This is a genomic window from Streptomyces sp. 17_S59 (assembly GCF_056930295.1).
Genome location: NZ_JBXOWD010000001.1, coordinates 2,574,371 through 2,596,073, shown reverse-complemented (window position 1 = coordinate 2,596,073; position 21,703 = coordinate 2,574,371). Strand labels below are relative to the sequence as shown.

Below are 21,703 nucleotides of genomic sequence, written 5' to 3'. Positions count from 1 at the left end.
GCCCGTGGGGGCTGGGCCCCGGGCCCGCCCCCGGTAAGTATCCGTACGCCTCAGGATGAGTACGACAGCCCAAGCGGAGGCTCACCGGCCATTGGTTGGCTGATGGCCATGAAGAAGCCCGCGATCAACGAATGGCTGCCCGGCGCTCTCCCGCTGCCCCGCGACCCGCGCACGCACGACTCGAAGGCATGGCTCGTGCGCGCGGCAGCGGCGCTGGTCATGCTGCCGCTGCTGGGGCTGGACCTGATGTTCATCGGGCTGTCTCCCATGGCGACCGACAGCTGCGGGCCGGACCACTGCCCGGACGCCCTCAACCAGCGGCTGGTAGCTGCGCCCATCGTCTGGGTCGTCGCCGTCGCGCTGCTTGTCGCGACGTGGGCTCTGCCATCTCATCCCCGCTTCCGCGAGGCGCGGGTTCTGGTGGCGGTGGCTTGCTTCACGGCCGGGGCCATGGTCGTGGGCATACTCTCCGATCTCCCTACGAGTTGACGGTTGCGTGCTCGGGCGGCGACGGCGCTGAGGCTCTGAGTACGTTGCCGAAAGTGGTGTCGAGCTGAGTACGCGTACTCAGGCGAGCGTCAGTGCTAGTCAGTAGCCTTCCGTGAAGACGGGGGTACGGACTGACAAGAGAGGCGGGGACGGGCGTGGGCACGGGTGCGGCCGGAAGACTGCATGCGGAGCTGGAGTCGCTCAAGGGCTTCAAGGGACGGGTCGACGAGATCCTGACGACACTGGGGGAGTCGGAGGCGGCGCCGTCGCGCATAGGAGCGGACCGGCTAGCTGCTGGGCACCTGGGCAAGAACTTCACTGCGGCGATGTCCCTCTACAACGCGTACCACGACGTCCGCAGCGACCTGGAGGCCCTTTCCCGTCTGCTGTCGGACGAGATCGACGCCCTGAGCATCGCGATGCAAGGCGCCCACAACGGCTACGTCGAAACGGACTTGGCGCAGCGCGACCGCATGTGGGCGGTGCAGCGCCGTCTCACGCAGCAGTACGACGCGGGTCAGGACCCGCACGCACAGCACAACCCGAGTGCCGACACCGGCACCAACACGAAGCCAGGCGACAACGAGGTGACGTTGTGACGACCACACACAGGGCCAACGACCCTCGCCGCCCCTTCCCCTTCGCGTTCATCGCGCAAGACTTTGCGGCAATTCCGCACGAGCAGTTACAGGCGATGATCGAGGAAGCGGACGCGGGCAGAGTCACGACGGTGGCCGACAAACTGAAGGCTGCGGCTATTGCGATCAAGAAGGTCGGCGATGACCTGAAGCAGCACATGGAGCACGTCGAATGGGAGGGCGAGGGCGGAGACGCATTCCGCAACTGGGGCGCGGACATGTCCAACGCAACGCTGCGTCTGGGCAATTACAGCGAGGACGCCGGCAAGTGGATGCAGCACGCTGCTGTCACGCTCACCGAGGTCAAGCAGGCCATGCCGCGCTACTCGCCCGACACGAAGGCGACGGTCGACGCCTATCTGAACAACCATCCGCAGCAGCTTAGCTCTGTGCCGAACCCGTTGACAGCGGACGTCGACAAGGGCCTGAAGACGGGCGGTCCGAGCCAGGCCGAGGCGTTCGCGGCGCAGAAGCGGCTGCATGACGAGCACATGGCTGCGGCGCAGCAGATGAAGAAGCTGGCGGAGTCCTACAACGACTCGGGGCTGAGGATTTCTACGGTGGAGCGGCCGAGTTTTCCGCCTTTGCCGGGTCAGATCATGCCCGCAGAGTCGAAGCACGACGAGATGCAGTACATCGCTCTTCCCGGGACGGTAGCTCCTCAGACGGGCAGCGGTGCCCATGGTGCCTCCGGATTGGGACCCGCGACCTACTCGATCAGAACCGGGGCTGCTGCTCAGCAAGGCGATGAGCACATCGCAAGCCACGGTGTGCCCCACGCCATGGGTCTTGACAGTGGGCCAGCTGTGTCGAAGGCGCCGTATGCGTCACCGGCCGACGTGGTGTCACTGTCGCACACGAACGTGCCTCCGTTGCCTGTGCCGCATTTTCCTGGATTGACCACGCAATCCAACTACCCGAATATTCCCGGTATTTTCGCCTCAGCTAGGGGAAGCGAACGCAAACCTCCCGGTGGCCGACTTCCGATGTCCGCTGGTAAGGAGGGTGCCCCGGGCAGGGGTGAGATGCATGCCCCGAGTACGCACGAAGGCACTTTTGATCACCGTCCGACTCCTCCAAAGGAGGCTCTACCCCCGGCGGGGATCCCTCGCGGAGTAGTTGTCGGCATGGAGCCCGGACAAGGTCAAACCCTGGGGCGAGTGCCTTTGGGGCGCGGAGGCGTCTTCGGAGGTACGGCCGTGCCAGTGCAGGGTGGGACAGGCGCTGTCGGCGGACGCCCTACGGTGACCGAACCAGGCGGGGTCGTTGGTGGCCGGCCTGTGCCGCGACACGAGGTATTTGCTGATAAACCCTTCACGCCTGGAGGGTCGGGGCTGGTGCGGAGACAGTCGGTTGGAGAGAACGGTGCCTCGGCTATGACCGGACGTGTCCACAGCGGCATGCTGCCAACTTCTGGTGTGAACGCCACTCAACCCAGGCAAAGCCAAGGACGGCGGCCCGACTATCTGGTTGAGGACGAAGAGACCTGGACACGGGGCAGTCGACGTATCACGCCCCCTGTTATCGACTGACACGAGTGCATGTCACAGAGGGATTCAACGATGCATAGCACTGCCCGCATGCCTGGGCAATGGGTGGGTTCGGTTGCCACGATCCTCACTCTGACGATGGCTGGTGTATCGGCTGTACCTGCATACGCGGACACAGTCCGCTCCCGCCAGTGGCACCTGGACGCGATGCATGCGGAAGAGGTGTGGAAGAAGAGCACGGGCACTGGCGTCTCAGTGGCGGTTCTCGATACCGGCGTGGATGCGGAGCTTCCTGACTTGCAGGGCCAGGTGCTGGAAGGAAGGAACTTCACCAGCAAACCTGGCGATGCCCATACGGATCCCGACGGACACGGTACGCACATGGCTGCGCTAATCGCCGGAACGGGGAATAGAGGCAACGAAGCCGGATCCTATGGACTTGCTCCGGGGGTCAAGATCCTCCCGCTCCGAGTGGGCGGGAGCAACTTCCATGAAGACTCGATCGCCATGGGGAAAGCCCTCCGCTATGCGGCGGATTCAGACGCGAAGATCATCAACATCTCGCGTGGTAGCCCAGGACGGAGTGCCGAGGAAGAAAATGGCATCGACTACGCTTTGTCCAAAGGGAAGATGATTTTCGCAGCAGTCGGAAACTCCGGAGACAAGAGTAATTCTGTCGAATACCCGGCAGCCTACCCCGGGGTCATCGGTGTAGCCGCGATCAATCAAGGGGGTGAAGCCGCGGCCTTTTCTCAGCGGGGTGCCCAAGTCGATCTAGCGGCACCGGGAGTGGGCGTGGTGGGGGCTTGCCTGGGTGGCAGTGGCGTTTGCAGTGCTGACGGCACCAGCGACGCGACCGCTCTTGCCTCGGCCTCCGCCGCCCTTGTCTGGTCCGCCCACCCCGACTGGACGGCAAACCAGGTACTTCGGGTCCTCATCAACACGGCAGGCGGCCCCCACAGCGGGGCCAAGCGCAGCGACACAGTCGGCTATGGCGCTGTTCGTCCCCGCATTGCCCTCCAGGATCCTGGCGATCCGGGTCCGCCGGCTGTCAGCCCGATCCCGGAATTGGGGGCCTCTTCGGCCTCTAAGGCTCCTGTGCCCCGTGCGTATGAGCCGCAGGGACGAGCGGCCGCGAAGGAAGACAGCCTCCTGTCCGGCCGCCACGTACTCATGGTCGGCGTCGCCGTCGTGGTGGCCCTTGCCGCCGTCGTGCCGGTATTCATCATCCGCCGTCGCGCTCGTTCTCATACATGAGAGGCAAAAAACTTCTATGGGCGACAAGCTGAAGATCCCTCTCAGCGAGCTACGGGCAAGTGGCGCAGCTGCCGGGTGGATAGGCCGGGATCTGGAACCCCATGTGAGCAAGGCTGTCAACCAGACCAAGGATGCGGCGAGTTCTTTACGCGACTGGGCCTTCGGGGCGGCCCTGGAAGAGTGCGCAACGGATTGGAACGCGGCGCTGACCGCCATGCGCACTCGCCTGACCAAGAGCGGAAGTCTCCTCTCGGATACCGCTGACGGTCACGAGTGGAACGAATTTGAGATATATAAGTCCTTCCATGGAGACTTGCGGAGATGACATCTGCCTATCAAAGGCTGTTCAAGTTGGACGTCGCAGATCTGGAGGCGGCAGTTTCAGCCTGGCGCAGCCTCGCTCGGGGGCTTGAGACTGCCCATACAGATCACCGTAAACAGGTGACTGGCCCGCTTGAGGGGAGGTGGGAGGGCGACAGTGCCAAAGCGGGAATTCCTGTGCTGGAAAGCGTGCAGGGCCAGTTGGAAGCGGCACGGGTCGACGCGCTGTTGATTGCCAAAGTGCTCGACACGACACGATTTCGGTTGGAGCAGGCGCAGACTGACCTGAGGAACGCGGTGCGCAGCGCTGAGCTGGAGCACTACGAAGTGAACGACGCGACAGGCCAACTCTCCTTACCGAAATGGCTGACTAGCACGAATCACGACCCTGATCAGCCGGCGATCGTTGCTGGGTATTTGAACGCGATGTCCAAGTATCAGAAGGCCATCGACGATGCGCTGAGCGACGGGGAGAAGGCGAGCGAGGAGGGCCGCAAGGCCCTTGGGTCGGTACGGGCGCAGCTGCTCGACGAAGAAGATGCTCTCGGGCAAACGGCTGTGGAGGCGCGCGAGGTCGGCAAGTTGCTGGGGATTGGGCCGTATGGGATCCCCGATGGGCATGATACGAAGCAAAATGCCGATTGGTGGAAGGGCTTGAGTAGCGACCAGCAGCAGACCTATATAGCGATGTACCCGGACAAGATTGGCGTGCTGAACGGATTGCCAACTGTGGCTCGTGACGACGCGAACAGGCTGCTGCTGGATCAGATGCTCAATCCAGCACCTCCGGAGCACGGCATCAATGTGAATGAGTTCAACAAGCAGCAGGAGGGTCTTCGCGGGATTAAACAGCGCCTCGATTCCGCTGACAGCAACCCGCAGAAGAACCTCTATCTGCTCAAGATAGATCCCAAGGGGGATGGCCGGGCGATCGTTGCGATGGGGAATCCGGATACTGCCGACAATACCGCTGTGCTAGTCCCTGGGACCAATACAGACCTCAAATCGATGTCAGGTCAGATTAATCGCATCGATGCCCTGTACAACGCTGCCAAGGGGCGCGCACCGGAGAAGAGTACGGCAGTCATCTCATGGCTGGACTATGACCCGCCGAATGAGAATATTGCTGATTCTCGGTTCGAGGGTGGAGTGGCCTTGAGAGGCCGCGCCAAGGAGGGAGGGGAGGCGCTTCGTGAATTCACTGCCGGCACAAGGACAGCGCAAGGAGACCATCGCAGCAATCTCACTGTGATTGGGCATAGCTATGGCTCGACAACGGTCGGCGCAGGAGCTGCTGGAGGGCATGGCCTGGGTGCTGACAACATAATTGCTGTTGGAAGTCCTGGAATGACCGTCGAGGAAGCCCAAGAGCTTCATATAAACCCCAAGAACGTGTATATTGGTGCGGCGGAGGACGATCCGATCATTAATTATTTCTCCGATAAGACGCTGGGTGTCGACCCGGCGACGAAGAATTTCGGGGCTCAGAGATTTGTCGTTGATACGAGCGGCCACAGTGGGTACTGGGATACCCGCGGCGGGATCCCTAGCGAGAGTCTGAGAAATCAGGGCCGGATCATTGTGGGTGAGTCGCCCACGATGGAGGCCCCCAAGCCGTCATCCTTCGGACGTCCGGGATACAAGGAGCCTTTCCCTGGCGTGCCACAAGGAGTGAAATGATCCCTCATGCATTCCCAGTCGTCAGTCGACGCAACTTGCGGTCGGCTTGCACAGCTCTAATGGCGGCTTTTACTCTTTCAACCCTTGGAGGGTGCGTGTCCGACGGTGACGGGAAGAATGATCCGCTACCGAGAATGGATAAGGTAGAGGCCGAAGAATGGGCGCGTAGATTTACTGAGCACCTGGCAGGTGCTGCGGGTGTCCAGGTCGGCCCTCGCCGGCCGGACAGCAGTTTCCTGGGGTGTGAGGGAAAGAAGGGTGAAATTCCCGGCGACGCAAGGTATCAGCTTATGTATAGCGCTTGGGCTGTTATGCCCGGCGAGAAACATAACGAGGCTGGCGTAAAGATCCGAAAAGCGCTGGAAGGCGACGGTTACGCAATCACGACCTATCGTGAGTATCGCCCCCCCCGTCAGAGCATGATTGTTGAGGCGCGCCCAGCGAAAGGGGGATTCTCTATTGGGGTGGAGTCTGCCAATTGGTCGAATGCTGGGTATTCCGAGATTCTTCTCTCGGTCCATTCTCCCTGCATGATCCCGAAGGGTGAAGAACAGAAGAAGCAATAGCCTTCCCTGCCGACTCCGGGTGAGGGTGCCCTCTTTGGGATATGACTCGATTACGTAGCCGCAGACTGCGGCCGTCGGCTCAGGGGGCTGGCGCGGAGCACTGCGCAGGCTCTGATCGGACTTCAGGATGCGAGCCTGGGTGGAAGCGCGCAGCACCCTGGGCAGGAAGCGGTCCTTCCTGCCAACCGGCGGGCAACGGACTGTGGTGCCCGGTCGTTCGTGACGCGACGCCTTCGTTGTGGATGAGTACATGCGCTGGCAAGACTGAGTAGCAGCGCCCATACGACCGATACTCCCAAGACGCTTTGATGTTGGCATGAGCTGGATTACGTTGATCACCACATCTGCTGACACACCCGCTGACAGGGTCCGCCGCCGATCCGCCCTTGCTGCTGTTGCATTTGTTCCCATCCTGTTCTTCGCCGGGGTTGTGACGTTGGCGTCAGGACGTGCATCGAGATGTGTGACATATGGAGAGGAATGCTCCACGTTGCCGGATGACGCGCTCTGGTTGACGCTCTGCGCCGTGTTGGCGACATGGTGAAGTCATGTCGAATAGCCGTTGCCATGCTTTCTGCTCTAATCGTTTCTACGGGATGTTCCTCTGCTGTGAATAATGGGCTTGACTACGAGCCGGAGAAGATTTCGGTCAATGAAGCCATGGATCTCGCGCGTCGTCAGTCCAGCGTGATCCTTGACGTCTCTGGATTGAAGTACGAAACGACCAATGGATCTCCTTTTGCGAGTGAATGCAAGGGTGTGAAGCACGGTTACCGCATCACTCATTCCTGGAAGGTTTTCGGGCCATCCCGAGAAGTTCCAACCCAAGCCCTTGAGCGCCTGCATGAGGAACTCCCCAAGCGTGGCTGGAAGGCGTACCGATTCGAGCACGCCAAATCAAAGGCGCGTCAGATGCAGCTCGACGTGGAGGATATGAAGCTCCATCACACAGTGACCATTGAAGAAGACTTCGTATCTCGTGACCCCGACGCAGGCAAGTGGGAGAAGAGTGGTCGCGACGGGTTGTACGTCTACCTGAACTCACCTTGCTATGTGGATGAGAACTACAAGGGAGACCTTTAGAACTCGTAACACGATCATGGTTGGTGCTTCTTCAGGCGTCTCCAGCAGATGAGGCTGCAGGCCAGGGAGGCGAGGGCGTCGTGCAGGTCGAGTCGCCGTTCCCAGCGGACGGCCAGGCGCTTGAAGTGGTGCAGCAGTGAGAAGGTCTGCTCGACGACATAGCGGAGCTTGCCCAGGCCCTCGATGTTCGGGGCGCCCTTGCGGGAGATGACCGGCAGGATGCGGCGCTTGCGCAGTTCCCGGCGGTTGGGGTTGCTGTCGTATCCCTTGTCGCCGAGCAGGGCGTCGGGCCGTCTGCGGGGGCGACCGGGTCTGCCTGCCACGGGCGGGACGGCATCGACGAGGGCCAGGGTCTGGGTGACGTCGTTGACGTTGGCTGCGGTGGTGATGACCTTGAACGGGGTGCCGTTGCCGTCGCAGATCAGGTGGTGCTTACTGCCCTTCTTCCTCCGGTCGACCGGCGACGGACCGGTGGCTTCGCCCCCTTTTTCGCGCGGATGTGGGAGGCGTCCACGCAGGCCCGTGACCAGTCGATCGCGTCTGCGGCGTTCAGTTTGGCGAGCAGGATGCGGTGGAGGCTGTCGAAGACGCCGGCCTCGTGCCACCGTCCCAGGCGTCGCCAGCAGGTCTGTCCCGAGCCGAACCCCAGCGCGGGCGGCAGGAGTTGCCAGCTGATGTCGTTGTAGAGCACGTAGAGGATGCCCTGCAGGCACAGCCGGTCGTCCACCGGCCGCGGCCCCGGTGCCCGTTCGGGCCAGGGCGGCAGCAACGGCTCCACCAGCTCCCACAGCCCGTCGTCCACGATCCACGGCCATCTGCTCACGTCTGACGAACAGCCGGAACACAGCCGAAGTCACGGCTGACCGGCCTTGCTCCACAAGATCGTGTTACGAGTTCTTAGCCTCATGTAATCGCCCTGTTGGACTCCCTGCTGGGCGGCAGAGCACATCGGCTGGGGTCCTCAGGGCAAAGCAAGGACATCAACGGGCAAGCGGGGGTGAGACGCTGACCGCTGCAGTGCCCATGACGTGAACTTCCGGGTCATACGAGATGGTCGAGTTCGCCCCGCTTCGCCGCTTCGACAAAGTTGCGCAGGCCCGCCTGCGTGGTGATGACCAGTTCGTCTGGGCGGGCGGTCTCGCGAAGTATGGGGGTGCCGTCTGTTCTGTGGCCGATCTGGAGGCAGGCGTTTCCACCTCCACCACAGAGTGGTTCCTGCCACTGGATCTCGGACATGACTGCTCCTCTCAGAGTTCTCGGGCGATTGTGTGGATGAACTTGCGGGACATGTCCTCGTCGAGGGCGCTGAGTTCCATCTTGTCGAGGAGGTGCCGGTAGTTGGCAAGCTGCATGTCGGAATCAATGAACACGGATCCGTACGAGGTGTCGAGCTGCACCGTGTCCAGTTGGGGCACAGGACCGCACGCGTACAGGACGGTCTGGCCGGCGCCGGGGAAGCCCCCAACCGTGAACGGGATGACCTTCAGAGTTACGTGATCGCGTTCGCTTGTGTCGAGCAGGTGCTTGAGCTGCGTACGCGCTGTGTCCCGGCCGCCGAACTGCATCCGTAGGGCGCTTTCGTGGACGATTGCTTCGTAGGTCGGTGGGGCTTCACGGTCCAGCACCCGACTGCGCTGAAGCCGTTGCGAGACTCGCAGGTCAACCTCTTCCGGTGGCAGCTCCGGAATGACCATCTCGAAGAGGGCGCGAGCGTGATCAGCCGTTTGCAGCATGCCGGGGATGTGTGACGTCAGGGCGTTGCGGAGACGTTCCGCATGCCACTCCAGCTCCGCGATGTCGAGGAAGAACGGCGGGAGCGCCCCTCTGTACTCCTCCCACCAGCCCTTGGTGTGGTCCTGGGCCATGTCCGCGAGGGCATCCACCAATTGGGCGTCCGGACAGCGGTAGTTGCAGGCAAGTGTGCGTACACGGGCCGGGCTGATGCCGAAGCGGCCGGCTTCCGTGTTGGAGATGCGCGTGCGGTCCACGCCGAGCAGGGCTGCGGCGTCAGAAGCTGACATTCCAGCCTGCTCTCGTAGCCGGCGCAGCGCGGCGCCCAGGCGCCGCTGGCGGATCGTCGGGTTGCTTCTCGGTGGCATGGGGCGCCCCTCTCTCGAACCGGCAACCAGTCTGCCCACAGGGTGCTATGAGATCCAGCGATGGACCGGTAGCTCAGGGATTCCGGCAAGCGAGTAGCACAGGGCTTCCGGAACGCGCTACCTTCGGTGTTGCTTGGCTCACACGCCGTGGCGCCGGAAGAGCACCGCGCGAGCATGCTCACTCTCCCTGGGGTGAGGTGTGCCCGCGCCCAGGGAGGCGAGCCACCGGTACCCCCTGCGCGTGCGAGAACTCCCCCACTCGTACATGTGCTTGGAGTCCGCATGAGCAACATGCCCTCGCCCTGCCCGCCCGAACCGATCCCCTTCACACCGGGTGGCCCGACCCCGGCCAACCTCAACTACTCCTTCGGGTTTCCGGGTGAGGCGTACTGCCTGCCCATGGCCCGGACCGCCGTACGTCGCCTGCTCTTCGACCATGGGCTCGCAGACCTCGCCGAACTCGGCACCCTCGCTGCATCCGAACTCATCACGAATGCATGTCAGTTCACTCCGGGGCGTGAAGTGAGTCTGTCCATGCGCTGGCGCTTCGGCGTGCTGCGGCTGACCGTCTTCGACGAGCACCCCGCCCACAGCCGGGGCGCCGGCAAGGCATGCCGCGAGCGGCGGCGTGCGGCGCTGGCCTCGCTGGATGCCGTCGTCGGTGCGTGCGGTGGGATTTGCGGGCTGGATGACGCGAGGGCGCCGCTCCGTGGGAGCAAGATGTGGGTCGTCTTCTCGCGGGAGGCGGCCAGAGAGTACGCCCGGCTTTGATGCCGGCGGTGCTCGGCGATGCCGTGCACTCAGGCGGCGTCACCCACACCTACTGCGGCGACGAGGGAACTGAGTACGGAACTGAGTACGAAAGCTCAGGGCGAAGCCCGGCTCGGCCGGGATGCTGAGGATCATGACAACGTCTCTCCTCCCCGGCCCGCCGCCGTACCCGCCGAGCCCTGGCTTTCCGGTTCCGCCCCCGCCTCCGGCCGGTCGGCCGCGCAACCGCCGGGCCGCCGTGGTCGGTGTCGTCGTGGCCCTGGTCGTCGCGCTGGCGGGCGGGGGCGTCGCCGCGTGGTGGTGGATGCGGGACGAAGACAATTCCCCGTTGGCCGGTCGGCCGCGCGTGACGGATGACGCCGCCGGACTCTCGTATGCGATACCGGAGAGATGGGAGAAGCCCCGGAAGCAGGGCGAGCTGATCGGCGCCTTCACCTCCGCGATCACGACGAAGCACAGCGACGGTGAGGGCGGCAGCGCCGTCTTTGCGGGCCGGGGTGGAGCCATGCCGCAGCACTCCCTGCAACGGCAGACGGAGCGAGCCGCACGGTCCAACGCGGAGTTCTTCTATCCGGACGGAAGCTCAACGCTTGAGGAATCCCGGGCAACGACGGTCAAAGGCCACCCCGCACACACGGTGGTGCTGAAGGTGAGCGAGCGCAAGGGCGGCAGCGCAGGCCGTCTGCGTCTGACCGTCATCGCCGTGAATGACAGTCGCAGTGCCTTCCTCCTCGGCATCAGTCAGCCGGCCGGGGAGTCCGGGCAGCGCGAAGTGGACCTGGTAGTGGAGAGTGCCTCCGTGACGTGAGCCCAGATCTCTGCCCGGCCGCCCGGCGACGTGTCCCATGCCGGGCGGTCACGCCCTGAATCGGATTGCGCCGGTTCCCCACCGACTGCTTTCGGGAGGCTCGCAGGCCGGTCACAGTTTGCCGAACACCACTCCGCGCCATGTCCATCCAGCCTCAAGGACCGTGTTCCGCAAGGGATTCTTCATCTCCCGCGAGTCGAAGCGGAACGTCTCGACCTTGTGCCGACGGCCGTCGGGCCCCCGCTCGTATGTCCACTCCCGGGAAACCGTGGTGATGTTTCCGCGGCCGTACGCACGCGACGTGGCCAGCCTGGGTGTGTCCCCGAGCCACGTCACCTCCCACTGCTCGTCGAGAGCCCGCACCTCACGGCTCTCCGGGACCAGGCGCATTCGGGTCTTGATGGTCCGGTCCAGGCGGGTATGGGAGAAGAGGGTGCGCACGGCGGGATCCGTGATCCGCCACTCCGCCACCAGGTCGGCCTTCTCCGAGGGGAGAGCGTTGCGCACGCGGTACGGCACATCCGGCCCGCTGAGCGCGAGCAGCGCAGCCCGGACCTCCATGGCGGGGCGCGGTGCGACGCCGCTGCCGGGGTACTTGGTGCCGGTCAGTTTGTCGAAGAGGCCCATCGGGCCAGCCTAAGGGCCCCCTGACACGATCTTGTGGGCGGGAGCCGAGGCGGGCGAGGAATCGTCATAGGGTGCGGTCATGTACGTCGTGGACTTCGTGGAGTTTCCCTCCAGCTCGACTGCGGCCTCGGGCCAGTTCTTTGAGAAGGCGTTCGGGTGGACGCCCATTGACTACGGCCCCATGTACACCGACGTCGGCGGTGCCGGTGTAGGGCTGGGGTTTCAAGCTGATCCGGAGGAGCGGCCCAGTGCGCCGCTGGTGGCCATCCGAACCGACAACCTGGAAGCGGCCCGGGCCGCTGTCGAGGCTGCTGGTGGAGTGATAACGGTTGAGGCCTTCGATTTCCCCGGAGGGCGGCGGTTTCACTTCCGTGAGCCGGGCGGCTGCGAGCTGGCCCTGTGGCAGCCCGTCGGCCAGTAGGCGCTGATACGCACGCAAAAGCGCAGCCCCGACCTTCGCCGTCAGGCCTGCGGCCATGACGTTTGTCATGCGGAGCCGATGCCTGTCGGCACTGACGGCACATCAGGCCATGGCCGTACCTTTGAGGACATGGAGATCACGAAGAACACCGCCGCCACCAGCATCCCCCGCACCCAGTGGAGCCTGTCGCTCCTCGGTGGCCTGAAGCGCCAGGGCTCTTTCACGGCCCGGGAGCGTACGGTGCACGTGGCCGCCGTGGGCGGGGCCAAGCTCGACCACACCGACGCCGAACTGCCTGCGGGTCCTACCCACCTGGTCAAGGCGTCCCTGGTCGGCGGCGCGGAGCTTGCCTACCCGGAGGGCGCGTCCGCCGAGGTCGATGCCTTCTCGCTGATCGGCGGCGTCGACCTGACGGTTCCGCCCGGCACGGCGGTCGAGGTCAGCGGCTTCTCCCTGATCGGCGGCCGTAGCGTGGACGTGGCGGGGGAGCCGGGCGGGGCGGTGGTCAAGGTCCGCTCGTACTCCCTGGTCGGCGGTGTCAAGGTGCGCCAGGGCCGGTAAAGCGGCGGCCAACCGGGCTGCCACTCAGGCACCATGTGCCACATGATCACTGTTCATCTGACGTATGAGATCGACCCCGACCGCATCGAGGACTTCGAGGAGTACGGCCGCCGCTGGGTCACCCTCGTCGATCGCTTCGGGGGCACGCACCACGGCTACTTCCTGCCCAGCGAGGGCGACAGCGACATCGCGTACGCGCTCTTCTCCTTCCCCAGCCTTGCCGCGTACGAGCAGTACCGCTTGGACAGCATGCGGGACCCCGAGTGCCAGGAGGCCTTCGAACTGGCCCGGCGGACCCGGTGCATCCGCCGGTACCAACGCCGCTTCCTGCGGCCGCTCGACCAGGTGTGACCGACGTGTCCCGTGAGTCGTGCCTGGGCAGTACTTGTTCATGGTTGCTTTACCGAACGACATACGCCTGAGAATCGAAGCACCACATATCTGGTACGTCGGAACGGTCAACCTGGACGGGTCGCCTCACGTGAGCCCCATGTGGGTTGGCCTCGACGGCGACCTGCTGCTGTTCAACACCGCTGTCGGCCGGGTCAAGGAGCGCAACCTGCGCCGTGATCCGCGTGTGTGCCTGTCCCACGCGGACCCGGACGACCCTTACGACCGGGTGCAGATCCGGGGCCGTGCCGTCCGGTTCGTGGAGGGCCAAGAGGCGGACCGGAACATGGACATGCTGGCAGGGGTCTATCTGGGCACCGAGCGGTTCGAGTGGCGCATCCCTGGTGAACAGCGGGTCATCGTGCTGATCGAGCCGTCGCGCGTACGTCGGGTGGTCGGCGCCGAGCCGTTTTCTTCGTCTCCATGAGGTGATCGCCCAGGCCGCTGCCGAAGCCGGCGGCCTGGGCGATCAATCGGCTGGGTTGCTGCCCCGGATCAGCTGCCAGCCGGAGCTGCGGCTGCCTGATTCGAGATGACGCGTGCCCGTGCCGCGGAGCGTGACCAGCGCCGTGAGGGCCGGGTCGAGTGCCTTGATCGGCTGCCCGTAGCAGAGAATCCGCGTCAACTCCAGGTCGATGGAGGCCGCAGTGCCGTGGACCTCGCGGAAGCGGGCGCCGAGACGGACGGGTCCACGCATGCAGCGGACTACGACAGTCGCCTCGGTTTCGTCGGCGGTCTCGACCCGATCGACGTGGAGTTCCGCATCGGTCACCAGATGGGCTGGTTCGAAGGCCGTCATCGCATCGCCTGCTCATGGCGCTCGACTACGAGCCCGCGTGTGAAGGGATCACGGCGGTCCGATCGGCCTGGTCGCAACCGGGTTCGGCAGGCGCCGTATTCGAGGAGGAACTGCAGGCAGCAGGAGGAGGAATTGGGCACACCGCACTCTCTCACAGCGTCTGATGACCCCGAGCCTGGTTTTCACCCGAGTGGACACGGTGAGCCCTGCGCCCGGCGCTCCCGGCATTCTGATGGAGAAAACCTGCAGGACACGCCGTGGCATCGGGCAGCCTGCGGCCGGTTTTCGCCATCACAATGCCTCATTCGTACGCGTTGGCCAGACCTGCCCAGAGCCAGACCAAGAACGCGATGGGGCCGATCGTCAATGCGGCGAGCAGTGCAAGAACGATCAGAGACGGGACATCCTGTGCCCCCTTCACACGCTGCGTAGCAGCGAGGGCGATCCAGGCGCAGAACACAGCGGCGATTCCCATCAGGAGTGCCAGCGGGACGCCCACGGCCGTGACCGTGGCCCAGGCGACGGCCGCCGTTGCGCAGCAGATCGTCCAGCGACGGATGATGACACGGCGGCACACCGTTGCGGCCGTATCGCCGGGTGTACGGGATGGTCTTGTGGTCATGAGTCGGCCCCTCTCAGTACCCGCTGCCATGCAATACCGGGGCGGGGCGACCTCCCGAAGCGCCCGAGCCGACCCCCTTCTGCAAGTTGCTCATGGCAGTGATGATGGAGGCGGTCACAGCCACCGATACGAGCGTGGTGATCACGCCCAGCAGGACTCCCGCGAGAGCCATGCCTCCTTCCGCCCTCGCCCGCCCGATCAGTCCATAGACCACGGCAGCCATGCCCAGGATGGGGGAGATCGGGGTGAACACCCCGCTGACAGCCGTCAGGGCTGCCAGGAGGCCCAGGGCCAGCGAGGTCCGGGCCGCATCGTTGCCGGGTGCCGGGCGCGTCTCGGGGCCTGATGCTCTTGTCGCCATAGGGCAATTGCACCGCTGGGGACGGCCGCTGAGACAGAGTCGTCGTACTCAGTCAGGGCTGAGTATCAATGCTGCTTCCGTGACGGAAAGTACGCCTACGGCCGCGGCATCCCTCGTCCGGCTCCGCACCCCCAGGCCGGTCACAGTTTGCCGAACACCACTCCACGCCACGTCCATCCCGCCTCAAGAACCGTATTCCGCAAGGGATTCTTCATCTCCCGCGAGTCGAAGCGGAACGTCTCGACCTTGTGCCGGCGGCCATCGGGCCCCCGCTCGTACGTCCATTCCCGGGAAACCGTGGTGATGTTCCCGCGGCCATACGCACGCGACGTGGCCAGCCTGGGCGTGTCCCCGAGCCAGGTCACCTCCCACTGCTCGTCGAGAGCCCGCACCTCGTGGTTCTGCGGGACCAGGCGCATCCGGGTCTTGATGGTCCGGTCCAGCCGGGTATGGGAGAAGAGGGTGCGCATGGCGGGATCCGTGATCCGCCACTCCGCCACCAGGTCGGCCTTCTCCGAGGGGAGAGCGGTGCGCACGCGGTACGGCACGTCCGGCCCGCTGAGCGCGAGCAGCGCTGCCCGGACCTCCATGGCGGGGCGCGGTGCGGCGCCGCTGCTGGGGTACTTGGTGCCGGTCAGTCTGTCGAGAAGGCCCATTGGAGCAGCCTACGCATGACCTTACGGTCCCGCCCGGCACGGCGGTCGAGGTCCGAGGCTTCTCCCTGATCGGCGACCGCAGCGTGGACGCGGCAGGGGAGCCGAGCGGGGCGGTCGTCAAGGTCCGCTCGTATTCCCTGGTCGGAGGCGTCAAGGTGCGCCAGAGCCAGTAGAGCGGCGGACGCCCCGGCCGCCACTCGGGCACCATGTGTCACATGATCACTGTTCATCTGACGTATGAGATCGACCCCGACCGTATCGAGGACTTCGAGGAGTACGGCCGCCGCTGGGTCGCCCTCGTCGATCGGTTCGGGGGCACGCACCACGGCTACTACCTGCCCAGCGAGGGCGACAGCGACATCGCGTACGCGCTCTTCTCGTTCCACAGCCTTGCCGCGTACGAGCAGTACCGTTTGGACAGCGCACAGGACCCCGAGTGCCAAGAGGCGTACGAACTGGCCCGGCGGACTCGGTGCATTCGGCGGTACGAACGCCGCTTCCTGCGACCGCTCGGTCAGGTGTGACGTTCGTCGGGGTGAGGCCCCTGCTTCGGCTCGGGCCGGACCTGCCGGCGGCGGCTGGAGCGGTGGCCGCCGCGGCCGTGTGAGCCGTCATCGGGGCCCCGGTCACGGAAACGCCGTGACCGGGGCCCCAGGATCAGTTACCGCGGAAGGTGCCGACCGCCGCTAGTTCCGGTACCGGAACACGATCCGGCCGCGCGTCAGGTCGTACGGCGGGAGCTCCACCAGCACCCGGTCTTCCAGCATGATCTTGATGTAGTTCTTGCGGATCTTCCCGCTGATGTGCGCGAGCACCTGGTGGCCGTTGCCGAGCTCCACGGTGAACATGGCGCTGCGCAGGCACTCGACGACCTTGCCCTCGGCTTCGATGACGTTCTTGTGCTTCGTCATCGCACCAGCTCCAGGTTGCTGCTCATCGGCCGGGCGCCGATGCCCTCGAACAGTGCCGAGGCTGCTTGGCTGGACTCTTGGACTTCGGTCCAGGCCGCGGTGAACCCGGAGCGGTGCAGCGTCCCCAGCGCGTGGGCCAGCAGTGCCCGCGCGATACCGCGGCGCTGCTCGCCGGCCCGGACCGCGACCAGCCCGATGCGCGGGCGGTTCACCGTCACCACCCGGATCAGACCCAGGTAGCGGTCCGGTGCCGCGGCCACGGCGTATTTCGTCGGGTCGGCGATGGTGTCGCCTTCGGGGAGGGCGATCACCTCCGCGGGCATCGACTGCCACCCGGCGGTCGCCCCGACTTGGTCACGGATCGCGCGGTCCACCGCCCGCAGCAGACTCTCGTCCGCCTGGCCGGCGGGCACGATCGTCACGCCCGCAGGCGGCAGGACTTCGTCGAGCCCTGTGACCCGCGGGTCGGTCGGCACGGCGTACTCCCACTCGCGGCGCCGGATCGTGAAACCGGCCCGCCGCCAGCCGGCCGTCAGCTCGACGTCGGCTTCGTCGACCACCGTGTACAGCGGCGCCGGCAGTTCCGCCAGCATCGCCTCGGCGAGCCGGTCGAAGACGGCGTCGTGCCAGGCGTCGATGCTGACGAACAAGCGTCCGTCGGGCCGCTGCTCCGCATGCCCGCGGCCGACCACCAGGTCGCCATCCAGTGCATGCCACTGCCTGTCCGCCACACGCGTGATCATCACCGCGTTCTCGCCCAGGCCGGATATGAAAGGCTTCGTGTTCATCGGAGTCTCCCTCCAGGAGTGCCTCGATCTCAGGCGCTCCCGGCGACACCGAACGTCAGCCGCCGGACCGTGACGGGTTGAGGGAGCACCCACGGGTAACTGTGTTCACGGGGCTCACCTCCATACGACGACTTCACGATCCACCACGACAGTAGCAACGGGCGCCGCCGCGCTCAAATTCTTTTCTGTAGAGGCGTACGGCTCCCGGGCCGCCCGTCGTCAGCTGTGCAAGCACACCTCAGCTCAAGCACGTTCGTGGCGTTCTTGGCTGTCGTTCGGGCCCGGGCCGGTCCGTGAGCGGAAAGTCCGACGGTACGTGTCCGGAGGCACGCCGACCGTGCGGTTGAAGTGGCGGCGCAGCGTCGTGGCGGTGCCCATGCCGGTGGCCGTCGCGATGGCCTCGACCGTGTCGTCGGTGGTCTCCAGCAACTCCTGGGCGTGGCGGATCCGCTGAGTCAGCAGCCATTGCAGCGGGGTCGTGCCGGTCACCGACCTGAAGTGGCGGCCCAGGTTCCGCGAACTCATCCGCGCCCGGCGGGCCAGGTCCTCCACGGTCAGCGGATGGTCCAGCCGTTCGATCACCCAGGGGAACAGCTCGGCGAGCGGGTGGTTGTCCGGGGCGGGCACCGGGGTGGTGACGAACTGGGCCTGACCGCCGTCCCGGTGCGGCGGCACGACCAGGCGGCGGGCGACCGCGTTGGCGATCGACGAGCCGCGGTCGAGGCGGACGACGTGCAGGCACAGGTCCATGGCGGCGGCTTTGCCGGCAGAGGTGAGCACGCTGCCGTTGTCCACGTAGAGGACGTCCGGGTCCACCTGCACTTCGGGGTAGCGGGCGGCCAGGGCTCGGGTGTGCGCCCAGTGCGTGGTCGCGCGCCGCCCGTCCAGCAGGCCGGCGGCGGCCAGCACGAACGCGCCCGTGCAGAGGGAGATCACACGTGCGCCCGCCTCGTGGGCCGCGCGCACCGCGTCGACCAGGTCGGCGGGCGGGGGCTCGTCGACGTCGGCCCAGCCCGGGACGATCACGGTGTCGGCGCGCGGGAGGTGGCCGAGGCCGTGGTCGGGCTCCAGCCGGAACCGGCCGGCCCGCACGGCGCCCGGACCGCAGACGACGACGCTGTACCAGGGGTCGGCCACGCCGACCGGGGCGGCGCCGAAGACCTCGTATGCCACGGACAGTTCGAAGTGCAGCATCCCGTCGGTGACGGCCAGCGCGACAGTGTCCACGTCCGGAATTGTACGGGTCATGGCGTTCCGGACACTCGTGTGGGACACCCGCCCTCGGCAGGATGTCCGTGGCAGGTCGCGACAGATCAATCGCAATGGATCGTTTCAGTACGGGGGAGAACTCATGGGATCGGGACTCACGGTGGCGGTGTTCGGCGCGTACGGGCACACCGGGCGCTTCGTGGTGGCACAGCTGCGGGAGCGCGGGTTCGTCCCGGTTCTCTCCGGGCGCGACGCCGGCAAGCTGAAGGCGCTGGCGGAGTCAGGATCCGGACTGGACGTCCGCCCGGCGTCGGTCGATGATCCCGCCTCGCTCGACCGCGCATTGGCCGGTACGGCGGCCGTGATCAACTGCGCCGGGCCCTTCGCCACGACGGCCGCTCCCCTGATCGAGGCGGCACTGCGCGCCGGGATCCCGTATGTGGACGTGGCGGCCGAGATCGAGGCCAACGCCGATACGTTCGCGCACTTCGCGGACCGCGCCCGCGCCGCAGGAGTGGCGATCGTCCCCGCGATGGCCTTCTACGGCGGCCTCGGCGACCTGCTGACCACCGCCGCAATGGGCGACTGGACGGCCGCCGACGAGGCACACATCGCGTACGGGCTGAACAGTTGGCACCCCACCGCCGGGACGCGTACCGCTGGCGCGGTCTCCCGGCAGCAGCGGGGCGGACGGCGCCTCGTGTACACGAACGGGCGGCTGGAGCACCGCCAGGACAACCCGCCGACCCTGGAGTGGACCTTCCCCGAGCCGATGGGCCCCCGGGCCGTCATCGGGGAGTTCACGATGGCCGACGTCGTCACCGTTCCCAGCCACCTGTCCATCCCCGAAGTGCGCACCTATATGACGGTCGAGGCGGCCAGGGACGTGTCGGCGCCGGACACGCCGACGCCGGTCGCGGTCGACGAGAGCGGGCGGTCCGCGCAGACCTTCCTCGTCGATGTCGTCGTCCGCTCCGGCGGCAGCGAACGGCGCGCTGTGGCGAAGGGCCAGGACATCTACGCCGTCACCGCACCGCTCGCGGTGGAGGCGGTCGACCGCATCCTCACCGGACGGACCAGGACGGCCGGTGTGGCCTCGGCCGGCGAGATTTTCGACGCGCCCGACTTCCTCCGCGCGCTGTCGCCGCACGTCTCCTTTGTGCTGGGGCAGTAGCAGGCCGGGTTCATGCAGCCGGGTTGCTGCCCTGGATCGTCTGCCAGCCGGAGCTGCGGCTGCCCGGTCTGAGGTGGCTGATGCCCGTGCCGCGGAGCGTGACCAGCGCCGAGACGACCGGGTCGAGTGCCTTGATCGGCGTCCCGTAGCAGAGGATCCGTGTCAGTTCCAGGTCGATGGATGCTGCGGTGTCATGGACCCTGTGGAAGCGGGCGCCGAGGCGGACCGGTCCGCGGATGCAGCGGACTACGACGGTTGCCTCGGTTTCGGTGACGGTCCTGATGTGATCCACCTGGAGTTCAGCGTCGATCAACGGACGGGTCGGTTCGAGGGCGGCGGTCATCAGGCCGTCCGCTCATGACGCTCGTTCAGGGAGGTGTCCGGCTTGCGTGCCAGCAAGTAGGCCTGCGGCACCGCCGTCTTTCCCTCTTCGGGCTCGCACACGAGGCGGGAGTGCAAGGCCAGCCCCGACTCCTCCAGCAGCCGCACGATCCGGTCCGGCTGCCGGCGGCGGAAGTCGAGCGTGACCTCGTAGCCGAACGGCTGGGACACGCGCAGCGGCTCGTCGCCGACCTGGAAGGCGAGCAGTGCGTGGCCGCCCGGCGCCAGAACCCGGTGGAACTCCGCGAAGATCTCCGACAGCCGGGCCTCCGGTGTATGGATGATCGAGTACCAGGCCACGATGCCCGCGAGGGCGCCGTCCGGCAGGTCCAGGGCCAGCATCGAGCCCTCTTCGAAGCGCAGGTCCGGGTGCTCCTGCCGGGCCAGGGCCACCATCCGCGGTGAGAGGTCGACACCGAACACGGACAGCCCCAGGCCGTGCAGGTGCCCCGTCAAGCGGCCCGGGCCGCAGCCCAGGTCGGCCACCTGGGCGTTGCCGTCGCCAGCCCGTACGAGTTCCGCGAAGGCGGCGAGCATCGCCCGGGCCAGCGGATTCGCCGCCAGCTCGTCGCGGTAGCGGTCGGTGTATTCGGTGGCGATGGCGTCGTAGAACGTTCGGGCGGTGCTGAGGAAATCCGGTTCGGTCACGGTCGGGCACCCTACTGCCCGGCTACGGCACGGCCAGCCGCCAGGTGTACGGGGCGTGGAAGCCGCCGGGGGCGAACTGGAAGTCCAGGTGCGGGGGTTCGTCCCCCTCGGTCGTGTACGTGAACTCCAGGTGTTCCGTGCCGCCTTCCCCGATTCTGACGGGCGTGCTCGAGTCCAGCCCGCTCACCTCCTTGACGCCCTGCTGCGCCAACGCGCGGCCGCCGATCTCGTAGCTCGTCAGCTCCACGGGGGCGCCGCTCCCGTTCGTCACCGTCACGGGGATCAGATAGGCCTTGTCATCTGTCTTCCGAACGGGGCCTATTGCCACCCGGACTCCATCCGCGTAGGTGATCGTCCCCTCGCGTGCCGGGCGCCCCCTCCCGTCGGCCGCGCCCGTCCGCTTGCGGGCCGTGACCGTGTCGTTCTTGTCGTAGCGGATGCAACCGCCGTCCGTCCTGATCTCCGGCTCGCCGCTGAGCCAGGCGCCGCGGAGCATGATGGTGACGCCGTGGTTGTCCTTCGTCGTGATGCCGGGCAGGTGTGGGTCAGGCTTGCCCTCCGCGATCTCCGGGGGCGGTATGTCGTGCACTTTCCAGCCCCGGTTCTTCCAGAGCGCCCGCAGTTTTTCGAGATCCGCCAGGTAGTCGTCCCTGCTGGGGTAGGAGAGTTCCCACGTATAAGTGGGCTGCCCTCTGCGCACGCCGTTCCCGTCCAAGCCGAGGTCGTCCACGCACGAGGCGCTGCCCTCCTCGTACACCAAGTCGGTCCTGCCAGCCCCCGGTCGCAGATCCTTCAGGGCTCGTCTGCCCGCCTCCCGCGTGTCGATGTCACGCTTGCGATAGTCGGCCGCCGACCGTACCTCGAAACAGCTGTAAACGATGGAGCATGCCCACCCGATCGCTCCGAGGACAGCCAGACATACGGCCCAGCGCCACACGATTCCTCGGCGGCTC

General features: G+C 66.0%; 31 protein-coding genes. 17 read left to right on the top strand and 14 right to left on the bottom strand.

What is annotated here, in order from left to right; translation table 11 throughout:
- Nucleotides 1–102: 102 nt before the first annotated feature.
- The 8 genes from AC1Z4A_RS11505 to AC1Z4A_RS11470 all read left to right on the top strand — a co-directional run bounded on the left by AC1Z4A_RS11505 (nt 103) and on the right by AC1Z4A_RS11470 (nt 7,524).
- Nucleotides 103–489 carry a hypothetical protein gene (locus AC1Z4A_RS11505; RefSeq protein ID WP_483677912.1) on the top strand — a complete coding sequence of 129 codons (387 nt, stop codon included), beginning with the start codon at nt 103–105 and terminating at the stop codon, nt 487–489.
- 155 nt (nt 490–644) lie between these two features.
- Nucleotides 645–1,088 carry a hypothetical protein gene (locus AC1Z4A_RS11500; protein ID WP_483677911.1) on the top strand — a complete coding sequence of 148 codons (444 nt, stop codon included), beginning with the start codon at nt 645–647 and terminating at the stop codon, nt 1,086–1,088.
- Entirely contained in the window at nt 1,085–2,659 is a 1,575-nt protein-coding gene (locus AC1Z4A_RS11495) for a WXG100 family type VII secretion target (RefSeq protein WP_483677910.1), read from the top strand. The genes AC1Z4A_RS11500 and AC1Z4A_RS11495 overlap by 4 nt, the downstream gene beginning before the upstream one ends.
- A gap of 30 nt (nt 2,660–2,689) precedes the next feature.
- On the top strand, nt 2,690–3,874 hold the full coding sequence (mycP, locus tag AC1Z4A_RS11490) for a type VII secretion-associated serine protease mycosin (protein ID WP_483677908.1): 1,185 nt from the start codon (nt 2,690–2,692) through the stop codon (nt 3,872–3,874).
- 16 nt (nt 3,875–3,890) lie between these two features.
- Nucleotides 3,891–4,199, top strand: coding sequence for a hypothetical protein (locus AC1Z4A_RS11485; protein WP_483677906.1), 309 nt, complete (start codon nt 3,891–3,893; stop codon nt 4,197–4,199).
- Complete coding sequence (locus AC1Z4A_RS11480) at nt 4,196–5,875, top strand: alpha/beta hydrolase (protein ID WP_483677904.1); 1,680 nt, start codon at nt 4,196–4,198, stop codon at nt 5,873–5,875. Before AC1Z4A_RS11485 ends, AC1Z4A_RS11480 begins: the two co-directional genes overlap by 4 nt.
- Before the next feature lie 95 nt (nt 5,876–5,970).
- Nucleotides 5,971–6,441 carry a hypothetical protein gene (locus tag AC1Z4A_RS11475; protein ID WP_483677902.1) on the top strand — a complete coding sequence of 157 codons (471 nt, stop codon included), beginning with the start codon at nt 5,971–5,973 and terminating at the stop codon, nt 6,439–6,441.
- 609 nt (nt 6,442–7,050) lie between these two features.
- The gene (locus tag AC1Z4A_RS11470) at nt 7,051–7,524 is read left to right on the top strand and encodes a hypothetical protein (RefSeq protein ID WP_483677900.1); all 474 of its coding nucleotides are present in this window, start codon (nt 7,051–7,053) and stop codon (nt 7,522–7,524) included.
- A gap of 14 nt (nt 7,525–7,538) precedes the next feature.
- Here the strand turns inward: AC1Z4A_RS11470 and AC1Z4A_RS11465 are convergent.
- From AC1Z4A_RS11465 to AC1Z4A_RS11455, 3 genes are all read right to left on the bottom strand, one after another.
- Nucleotides 7,539–8,329, bottom strand: a protein-coding gene (locus tag AC1Z4A_RS11465) for an IS5 family transposase (protein ID WP_483683567.1) whose coding sequence is annotated in 2 segments (ribosomal slippage) — nt 7,539–8,014 and nt 8,014–8,329 — 792 coding nt in all. Because the reading frame shifts where the segments join, the coding sequence is not laid out codon by codon here.
- 236 nt (nt 8,330–8,565) lie between these two features.
- Nucleotides 8,566–8,760, bottom strand: a complete 195-nt coding sequence (locus AC1Z4A_RS11460) for a DUF397 domain-containing protein (RefSeq protein ID WP_483677899.1) — start codon at nt 8,758–8,760, stop codon at nt 8,566–8,568.
- An 11-nt stretch (nt 8,761–8,771) separates the two neighbouring features.
- Nucleotides 8,772–9,623: a helix-turn-helix domain-containing protein gene (locus AC1Z4A_RS11455; RefSeq protein ID WP_483677898.1), complete on the bottom strand. Its 852-nt coding sequence runs from the start codon at nt 9,621–9,623 to the stop codon at nt 8,772–8,774.
- Between the two features lie 282 nt (nt 9,624–9,905).
- On the opposite strand from AC1Z4A_RS11455, the gene AC1Z4A_RS11450 reads away from it, so the two are divergent.
- On the top strand, nt 9,906–10,394 hold the full coding sequence (locus AC1Z4A_RS11450; RefSeq protein ID WP_483677896.1) for an ATP-binding protein: 489 nt from the start codon (nt 9,906–9,908) through the stop codon (nt 10,392–10,394).
- A gap of 253 nt (nt 10,395–10,647) precedes the next feature.
- Complete coding sequence (locus tag AC1Z4A_RS11445) at nt 10,648–11,202, top strand: hypothetical protein (protein ID WP_483677894.1); 555 nt, start codon at nt 10,648–10,650, stop codon at nt 11,200–11,202.
- A 111-nt stretch (nt 11,203–11,313) separates the two neighbouring features.
- Here the strand turns inward: AC1Z4A_RS11445 and AC1Z4A_RS11440 are convergent, their stop codons facing one another.
- Complete coding sequence (locus tag AC1Z4A_RS11440) at nt 11,314–11,829, bottom strand: hypothetical protein (protein WP_483677893.1); 516 nt, start codon at nt 11,827–11,829, stop codon at nt 11,314–11,316.
- Nucleotides 11,830–11,908: 79 nt separating this feature from the next.
- Here AC1Z4A_RS11440 and AC1Z4A_RS11435 point away from each other — a divergent pair, with 79 nt between their 5' ends.
- The 4 genes from AC1Z4A_RS11435 to AC1Z4A_RS11420 all read left to right on the top strand — a co-directional run bounded on the left by AC1Z4A_RS11435 (nt 11,909) and on the right by AC1Z4A_RS11420 (nt 13,628).
- On the top strand, nt 11,909–12,250 hold the full coding sequence (locus AC1Z4A_RS11435; protein ID WP_483677892.1) for a VOC family protein: 342 nt from the start codon (nt 11,909–11,911) through the stop codon (nt 12,248–12,250).
- Between the two features lie 129 nt (nt 12,251–12,379).
- Complete coding sequence (locus AC1Z4A_RS11430) at nt 12,380–12,811, top strand: hypothetical protein (protein WP_483677891.1); 432 nt, start codon at nt 12,380–12,382, stop codon at nt 12,809–12,811.
- Between the two features lie 42 nt (nt 12,812–12,853).
- Entirely contained in the window at nt 12,854–13,162 is a 309-nt protein-coding gene (locus AC1Z4A_RS11425; RefSeq protein WP_483677889.1) for an NIPSNAP family protein, read from the top strand.
- A gap of 40 nt (nt 13,163–13,202) precedes the next feature.
- Complete coding sequence (locus AC1Z4A_RS11420) at nt 13,203–13,628, top strand: PPOX class F420-dependent oxidoreductase (RefSeq protein ID WP_483683566.1); 426 nt, start codon at nt 13,203–13,205, stop codon at nt 13,626–13,628.
- A 42-nt stretch (nt 13,629–13,670) separates the two neighbouring features.
- On the opposite strand, the gene AC1Z4A_RS11415 is transcribed toward AC1Z4A_RS11420, so the two are convergent.
- From AC1Z4A_RS11415 to AC1Z4A_RS11400, 4 genes are all read right to left on the bottom strand, one after another.
- Nucleotides 13,671–14,000, bottom strand: a complete 330-nt coding sequence (locus AC1Z4A_RS11415; RefSeq protein WP_483677887.1) for a hypothetical protein — start codon at nt 13,998–14,000, stop codon at nt 13,671–13,673.
- Between the two features lie 301 nt (nt 14,001–14,301).
- Complete coding sequence (locus tag AC1Z4A_RS11410; protein ID WP_483677885.1) at nt 14,302–14,622, bottom strand: hypothetical protein; 321 nt, start codon at nt 14,620–14,622, stop codon at nt 14,302–14,304.
- A gap of 13 nt (nt 14,623–14,635) precedes the next feature.
- Nucleotides 14,636–14,983 carry a hypothetical protein gene (locus AC1Z4A_RS11405; protein ID WP_483677884.1) on the bottom strand — a complete coding sequence of 116 codons (348 nt, stop codon included), beginning with the start codon at nt 14,981–14,983 and terminating at the stop codon, nt 14,636–14,638.
- A gap of 140 nt (nt 14,984–15,123) precedes the next feature.
- Nucleotides 15,124–15,639 (bottom strand): hypothetical protein, encoded by a 516-nt coding sequence (locus AC1Z4A_RS11400; protein ID WP_483677882.1) that lies wholly within the window; start codon nt 15,637–15,639, stop codon nt 15,124–15,126.
- Between AC1Z4A_RS11400 and AC1Z4A_RS11395 the strand changes: the two genes are divergently transcribed.
- Nucleotides 15,639–15,812 carry a hypothetical protein gene (locus AC1Z4A_RS11395; RefSeq protein WP_483677881.1) on the top strand — a complete coding sequence of 58 codons (174 nt, stop codon included), beginning with the start codon at nt 15,639–15,641 and terminating at the stop codon, nt 15,810–15,812. The genes AC1Z4A_RS11400 and AC1Z4A_RS11395 overlap by 1 nt on opposite strands.
- A gap of 42 nt (nt 15,813–15,854) precedes the next feature.
- Nucleotides 15,855–16,163: an NIPSNAP family protein gene (locus AC1Z4A_RS11390; protein WP_483677879.1), complete on the top strand. Its 309-nt coding sequence runs from the start codon at nt 15,855–15,857 to the stop codon at nt 16,161–16,163.
- Between the two features lie 162 nt (nt 16,164–16,325).
- Here AC1Z4A_RS11390 and infA read toward each other — a convergent pair whose 3' ends face one another.
- The 3 genes from infA to AC1Z4A_RS11375 form a co-directional block, all read right to left on the bottom strand.
- Nucleotides 16,326–16,550 carry a translation initiation factor IF-1 gene (infA, locus tag AC1Z4A_RS11385; RefSeq protein ID WP_483675814.1) on the bottom strand — a complete coding sequence of 75 codons (225 nt, stop codon included), beginning with the start codon at nt 16,548–16,550 and terminating at the stop codon, nt 16,326–16,328.
- Nucleotides 16,547–17,338, bottom strand: a complete 792-nt coding sequence (locus AC1Z4A_RS11380; protein ID WP_483677877.1) for a GNAT family N-acetyltransferase — start codon at nt 17,336–17,338, stop codon at nt 16,547–16,549. The genes infA and AC1Z4A_RS11380 overlap by 4 nt, the downstream gene beginning before the upstream one ends.
- A 243-nt stretch (nt 17,339–17,581) precedes the next feature.
- The gene (locus AC1Z4A_RS11375) at nt 17,582–18,565 is read right to left on the bottom strand and encodes a helix-turn-helix domain-containing protein (protein WP_483677875.1); all 984 of its coding nucleotides are present in this window, start codon (nt 18,563–18,565) and stop codon (nt 17,582–17,584) included.
- A gap of 124 nt (nt 18,566–18,689) precedes the next feature.
- On the opposite strand from AC1Z4A_RS11375, the gene AC1Z4A_RS11370 reads away from it, so the two are divergent.
- Nucleotides 18,690–19,721, top strand: a complete 1,032-nt coding sequence (locus tag AC1Z4A_RS11370) for a saccharopine dehydrogenase family protein (protein WP_483677874.1) — start codon at nt 18,690–18,692, stop codon at nt 19,719–19,721.
- 10 nt (nt 19,722–19,731) lie between these two features.
- Here the strand turns inward: AC1Z4A_RS11370 and AC1Z4A_RS11365 are convergent, their stop codons facing one another.
- The 3 genes from AC1Z4A_RS11365 to AC1Z4A_RS11355 are packed head-to-tail and all read right to left on the bottom strand — an operon-like array spanning nt 19,732 to nt 21,510.
- The gene (locus AC1Z4A_RS11365) at nt 19,732–20,064 is read right to left on the bottom strand and encodes a hypothetical protein (protein ID WP_483677873.1); all 333 of its coding nucleotides are present in this window, start codon (nt 20,062–20,064) and stop codon (nt 19,732–19,734) included.
- Nucleotides 20,064–20,750, bottom strand: a complete 687-nt coding sequence (locus AC1Z4A_RS11360) for a class I SAM-dependent DNA methyltransferase (protein WP_483677872.1) — start codon at nt 20,748–20,750, stop codon at nt 20,064–20,066. The genes AC1Z4A_RS11365 and AC1Z4A_RS11360 overlap by 1 nt, the downstream gene beginning before the upstream one ends.
- Before the next feature lie 22 nt (nt 20,751–20,772).
- Complete coding sequence (locus tag AC1Z4A_RS11355; protein WP_483677871.1) at nt 20,773–21,510, bottom strand: hypothetical protein; 738 nt, start codon at nt 21,508–21,510, stop codon at nt 20,773–20,775.
- Nucleotides 21,511–21,703: the final 193 nt, after the last annotated feature.

What these genes read in the sequence shown, in the direction of transcription:
- infA (WP_483675814.1), bottom strand. Translation starts at nt 16,550, where the DNA reads ATGACGAAGCACAAGAACGTCATCGAAGCCGAGGGCAAGGTCGTCGAG.
- AC1Z4A_RS11365 (WP_483677873.1), bottom strand. Translation starts at nt 20,064, where the DNA reads ATGACCGCCGCCCTCGAACCGACCCGTCCGTTGATCGACGCTGAACTC.
- AC1Z4A_RS11405 (WP_483677884.1), bottom strand. Translation starts at nt 14,983, where the DNA reads ATGGCGACAAGAGCATCAGGCCCCGAGACGCGCCCGGCACCCGGCAAC.
- AC1Z4A_RS11430 (WP_483677891.1), top strand. Translation starts at nt 12,380, where the DNA reads ATGGAGATCACGAAGAACACCGCCGCCACCAGCATCCCCCGCACCCAG.
- AC1Z4A_RS11480 (WP_483677904.1), top strand. Translation starts at nt 4,196, where the DNA reads ATGACATCTGCCTATCAAAGGCTGTTCAAGTTGGACGTCGCAGATCTG.
- AC1Z4A_RS11425 (WP_483677889.1), top strand. Translation starts at nt 12,854, where the DNA reads ATGATCACTGTTCATCTGACGTATGAGATCGACCCCGACCGCATCGAG.
- AC1Z4A_RS11390 (WP_483677879.1), top strand. Translation starts at nt 15,855, where the DNA reads ATGATCACTGTTCATCTGACGTATGAGATCGACCCCGACCGTATCGAG.
- AC1Z4A_RS11410 (WP_483677885.1), bottom strand. Translation starts at nt 14,622, where the DNA reads ATGACCACAAGACCATCCCGTACACCCGGCGATACGGCCGCAACGGTG.
- AC1Z4A_RS11485 (WP_483677906.1), top strand. Translation starts at nt 3,891, where the DNA reads ATGGGCGACAAGCTGAAGATCCCTCTCAGCGAGCTACGGGCAAGTGGC.
- AC1Z4A_RS11460 (WP_483677899.1), bottom strand. Translation starts at nt 8,760, where the DNA reads ATGTCCGAGATCCAGTGGCAGGAACCACTCTGTGGTGGAGGTGGAAAC.
- mycP (WP_483677908.1), top strand. Translation starts at nt 2,690, where the DNA reads ATGCATAGCACTGCCCGCATGCCTGGGCAATGGGTGGGTTCGGTTGCC.
- AC1Z4A_RS11505 (WP_483677912.1), top strand. Translation starts at nt 103, where the DNA reads ATGGCCATGAAGAAGCCCGCGATCAACGAATGGCTGCCCGGCGCTCTC.
- AC1Z4A_RS11435 (WP_483677892.1), top strand. Translation starts at nt 11,909, where the DNA reads ATGTACGTCGTGGACTTCGTGGAGTTTCCCTCCAGCTCGACTGCGGCC.
- AC1Z4A_RS11400 (WP_483677882.1), bottom strand. Translation starts at nt 15,639, where the DNA reads ATGGGCCTTCTCGACAGACTGACCGGCACCAAGTACCCCAGCAGCGGC.
- AC1Z4A_RS11370 (WP_483677874.1), top strand. Translation starts at nt 18,690, where the DNA reads ATGGGATCGGGACTCACGGTGGCGGTGTTCGGCGCGTACGGGCACACC.
- AC1Z4A_RS11455 (WP_483677898.1), bottom strand. Translation starts at nt 9,623, where the DNA reads ATGCCACCGAGAAGCAACCCGACGATCCGCCAGCGGCGCCTGGGCGCC.
- AC1Z4A_RS11380 (WP_483677877.1), bottom strand. Translation starts at nt 17,338, where the DNA reads ATGAACACGAAGCCTTTCATATCCGGCCTGGGCGAGAACGCGGTGATG.
- AC1Z4A_RS11420 (WP_483683566.1), top strand. Translation starts at nt 13,203, where the DNA reads ATGGTTGCTTTACCGAACGACATACGCCTGAGAATCGAAGCACCACAT.
- AC1Z4A_RS11415 (WP_483677887.1), bottom strand. Translation starts at nt 14,000, where the DNA reads ATGACGGCCTTCGAACCAGCCCATCTGGTGACCGATGCGGAACTCCAC.
- AC1Z4A_RS11450 (WP_483677896.1), top strand. Translation starts at nt 9,906, where the DNA reads ATGAGCAACATGCCCTCGCCCTGCCCGCCCGAACCGATCCCCTTCACA.
- AC1Z4A_RS11440 (WP_483677893.1), bottom strand. Translation starts at nt 11,829, where the DNA reads ATGGGCCTCTTCGACAAACTGACCGGCACCAAGTACCCCGGCAGCGGC.